General features: G+C 61.4%; 3 protein-coding genes. 2 read left to right on the plus strand and 1 reads right to left on the minus strand.

The annotated features are described in order from the left end of the window. A partial coding sequence (locus H483_RS0119290; RefSeq protein WP_031264739.1) for a type I restriction-modification system subunit M N-terminal domain-containing protein occupies window positions 1-710 on the minus strand: 710 nt, incomplete at its 3' end. Window positions 711-1368: 658 nt separating this feature from the next. Here H483_RS0119290 and H483_RS26995 point away from each other — a divergent pair. Continuing rightward, window positions 1369-2202: a TnsA-like heteromeric transposase endonuclease subunit gene (locus H483_RS26995; protein WP_081615127.1), complete on the plus strand. Its 834-nt coding sequence runs from the start codon at window positions 1369-1371 to the stop codon at window positions 2200-2202. 56 nt (window positions 2203-2258) lie between these two features. Continuing rightward, on the plus strand, window positions 2259-4106 hold the full coding sequence (locus tag H483_RS27000; protein WP_238556254.1) for a Mu transposase C-terminal domain-containing protein: 1848 nt from the start codon (window positions 2259-2261) through the stop codon (window positions 4104-4106). The last annotated feature ends 17 nt before the right edge of the window (window positions 4107-4123 follow it).

Here is a 4123-nt window from a genome sequence, read left to right on the forward strand (position 1 = left end):
ATTGGGAGACACACCCTAGTATGAATCGGCTCAACCATCGGTCCCCCCAATGTCTCTCGTGAGACACCTGACTTGCACATAAAGGCTGGGTCGTAAATGGTGCGCACAATGCCGGGAGTGGTGAGCTCGAGATCGGAGTCCGCGTACAGCAGGTTCACCATGAGGGAGATGACCTCCCGGGGAGTGAAGTGGTCACCGGCCTGGGCATTGTTGGACTCGGCGAACTTGCGGATGAGCTCCTCGAAGATGTAGCCCATGTCGTGGCCGCTGACCCGATCCGGGTGCAGGTCTACGTTCGCGAAATCCTTGACGATCAGGAACAAGCGGTCCTTCTTGTCCAGATCCTCGATCAGCTCGGGGAGCTTGTAACCGTCAAAGACGTCCCGGATGTTGGCCGAGAACCCCTCGATGTAATCGATGAGATTGTCCGCCAGGCCAGCCGGATCCGCGGCGAGTTTGGCGAAGTCCCACACCGAGGTGTTGAAAAACGGCAGCCCGAACCGCGACCGCAGAACCACGAACGGGTCGATGCCGCTGTCCTGCAGACGGGCGTACTGGGTGAGCACCTCCGCCTTGGTGGGCGCGAGGATCGCGTCCAGGCGCCGCAGGATCGTGAACGGCAGGATCACATCGCCGTACTGATTCGGCTGGTAGGGCCCCCGCAGCTTGTTGGCGATGGACCAGATGAACGCGGCGTTGGTGGTGGGCAACTCGGGTAGTTCCTTAATCGAGGACGGCTGACTGTCTAAACGTAGTGGTCGCGTGTGGCGTCCGTGGTCAGGACGCACCGCCGCCAGGAGCGGACGCATTGGACATCAATGGCCATTGACCACCGAGAGATGTCCGTGATGAGATGGACGGATCGGAGACAAGCTGCCCCGAGCCGAAAGAAGGGAGGTCGACCGAGTCGCTAACGCGGCTCTGCCGCTCGACCAGGCGTCGGGTGCAGGTTCGGTCTTTCGATATGAACAAGATTCCGCCCGCACGGCTCGGTGCGCCACGTCGCGCAGACCAGCCGATCGATGATCGCTCGCCGACGCGCATTCACCTGTCTCTGCCCGGGTGGCTCGTCTGCGAGTTGTACGGTGCCGCGCTCCGTGAGCACCGCTCAGTCTCATCCGTCGCCGCCCTGGCGTTAACGGATTTCCTCGACGTTTCCGAACCACCGGAGGCGACTGAAGCGTAGGAAGCTCGCGCAGGGGCGCGCATCGAAGTACCCCAGTAACCGCTGCTCCAGCCATTCATCTGAAGTGGGGCGGCGACTCCTGCTGCGAAATCGCCACGAGCCGGGCGGCCACCCGGCTCGTGATCACGCGAAGCGCTCAGGCTTCACACCAATTCTTCTCTCCTGAAGGAGACAACGTCATCATGACGCATACCCAAACGCAGGTCAATAGCGCTGCCTTGACCACGTCAGGCAACGCACCCTCTCGATCGGCGCGTCTCGCCTCGCTAGGTGAGGTGACGGCGGAGTTACGTCAAGGGAAGGACTCGGAGCGGACCGTCCCGTTCGCCAAGGTGACTTGGCACGATGTCGCTGACTCGGATCCCTTCCGTACCTTTCATGCCTACAAGGGGCGCCTGCACTACGACGGACTGTGGTGGTCGTCCACCGTCGGAAAGCACGTCGGTTATGAGTCGCTGCACGAGCGGTCATTCCTGGCTACCGCGGACGCTGATCCCGACGTAGTGCATATTTCCTCTCAGCCGTTGCAGGTCTCGGGTCCGGATCTGATCAGTGACCGTCTACGTACCCGGATCCCCGATTATCTGCTGACCTATGCGGACGGATCCGTTGAACTGGTCGATGTCACTACGCCGAAACGAGCGGGCACCGAGCGTGTTGTCGAGGCCAGCGCATGGCTTCGCCAGGCGTGCCGGTTACGTGGATGGCACTACCAACTGTGGACAGGCGACGACCCGGTGCTCCTGCGAAACACGCTGCACGTGGCCGGCTACCGCAACCCGCGACTGGTTGACTCTGACGACCTCCGCGTCGTGCGGGAAGCAGTAGCGACGTCTGGAATCTCGTTCAGGCAGCTTCTAAGCGACCTGCCGCCCCGGGTCGAGCGGTACCGAATAGTCCCGGCGGCGCTGCACCTGGTGTGGCACGGCCATCTCAGCTTCGACTGGTCGAAACCGCTCAGGCTGAGCACTGTGCTGTGGCCAGCGACGGCATCGACCGACGAGAAGGTGGCCTGATGAGCCCGACATGGGTGCCGACTGTGGGCAGCACCGTAAGGGTGCAGGACGAGCTGATGACCTACATCAAGAATGAAGGCACACACGTCGTGCTGCGCTCTGTGACGGCGAGGTTCATCACGACGATGAGCTTCGTGGAGTTCGTCAGGGTAGTAAAGCAAGCGAATCCTGCTGATGAGACCTCGATGGTCACGGGTGTCGACCTGCTCTCTCCGGAGGAGCGGGACGACTTGGAGAAACTCGTCCGGCAGCTCGCCTGGATCATCAACCCAGTCGACGACCCGGATGCGCCAGTACAGGTGGAGCAGCGGGTAGCAGCGGTGGCAGAGGCAATGGGAAAGTCCACGCGAACAGTGCGTCGCAAGCTGAAGAGTTTTCGCGAATCCGGAGCCAACGGCCTGGTATCAGGGGACATCACGCGCCGGCGGGAGTTTCGCACGGATCAACGGTGGACCGAGATCGCGCGCGAGGTCGTCGGCGAGCAGGTCCGCCAGACCACCAAGAGCCGCAAGAACCTGATGTGGGAAATCAACCTCAGGTTCCGACAGGAGTGCGGCGACGAGGCGGAACTTCCCAGCCAGTCGACCCGCTATCGGCGATTGGACGACATCGCCAAGGGCGCGGGAACCTTTGCGTCCACGAAGCGTCGGGCATCGGTGGCTGACGCGCCGAAGACCGCACACGGGCAGATGGACATCACGCGACCTGGACAACTGGTGGTTCTCGATTCTCACCGGATCGACATCCTCGTAGTGGTGCCCGGGACGCGACTGCACAAAGACATAGTCACACGCGTAGAACTCGCCGCGGCGATGGACTACTGCAGCAAGACCATCGTGGGCATCGTGACCAGTCCAAACAACAACCGTGTCGACGTGGGCAACGTCATCATGCAGGCATGTTCGGTGATGCCAGCTCCAGAGGGGATCCCTGAAGAGGCCGCTTGGCGATACCGGGGCGTTCCCCAGCAGATATCGGTCCCCGCCGGAGAGGTCTGGGGCATGCCCTATGTGGGTCCCGAGGCGATCCTGACCGACCGGGGAAAGCCGTATGTAGCCGAGCATGTGGTGTCAGTGTGCCAAGAACTGGGAATTTCGGTGTACACGGCGCAGCCCTACAAACCGACTGATAAAGCGGTGTTGGAGAGGTTCTTCGGCACCCTGAATTCTGGGCTGATCTCGATGCTGCCTGGATATGTGGGCAGCGATCCGACCCTGCGCGGTCTGGACGTCGAGAAGGAGGACTTGCTGACAATCCACGAGCTGGACAACATGATCCGGCAGTGGATCTGCACGGTGTATCACCACAACAAGCAGTCCGGGCTGACGTTTGCAGGATTGCCGCAACGAGATATGTCACCGGCAGAGATGTACGAAGCATCCATCGCGTGTCATGGGTTGCCCCGGCTCCTCGTTCGCCCGGGTGACTGGATCAAGTTTCTGCCGAAAGTCGCCCGGACGATTCAGCACTATGGGGTCCAGTGGGACAACAGGATCTACAACGGGCCTGCCTTGGACGCCTACCGTCACCGGCAGTCGACCGAGCCCCGGGTCGGGCGACCGGATCATTTTCGTTTCGCCTACGACGTCAACGACATCCGGAAGATCTACTTCCAAGACCCGGAGACGAACGAGATCCACACACTGTGGTGGACGCAAGCACGGGGCCTCGATGCGCCGTTCAGCGATGCCATGATGCAACTGGTCCGAGCCATCGGGGCGGAGGATCTACCCGAAAGCTGGATGAGGGAACGCGAGTTTGTCGACGCAGCGCTTCGGGCGTTGGGCAAGGACCGCAAGCTCCTCTCACGTGTGACGAGCGATGGATCCCGATTGCCGAAGGTCATGGAGAAGCTCGCCGCAGCGGATAAGAAGTGGGCTCAAACACCCCTTCACGATGAGTGAGTATTCGCTCTTCTGAG

Source organism: Dietzia sp. UCD-THP (assembly GCF_000349585.1).
GTDB lineage: Bacteria > Actinomycetota > Actinomycetes > Mycobacteriales > Mycobacteriaceae > Dietzia > Dietzia natronolimnaea_A.

Bases quoted from the DNA above. Each gene is read 5' to 3' on its own strand.
- H483_RS27000 (WP_238556254.1), top strand. From the start codon at position 2,259: ATGACCTACATCAAGAATGAAGGCACACACGTCGTGCTGCGCTCTGTG.
- H483_RS26995 (WP_081615127.1), top strand. From the start codon at position 1,369: ATGACGCATACCCAAACGCAGGTCAATAGCGCTGCCTTGACCACGTCA.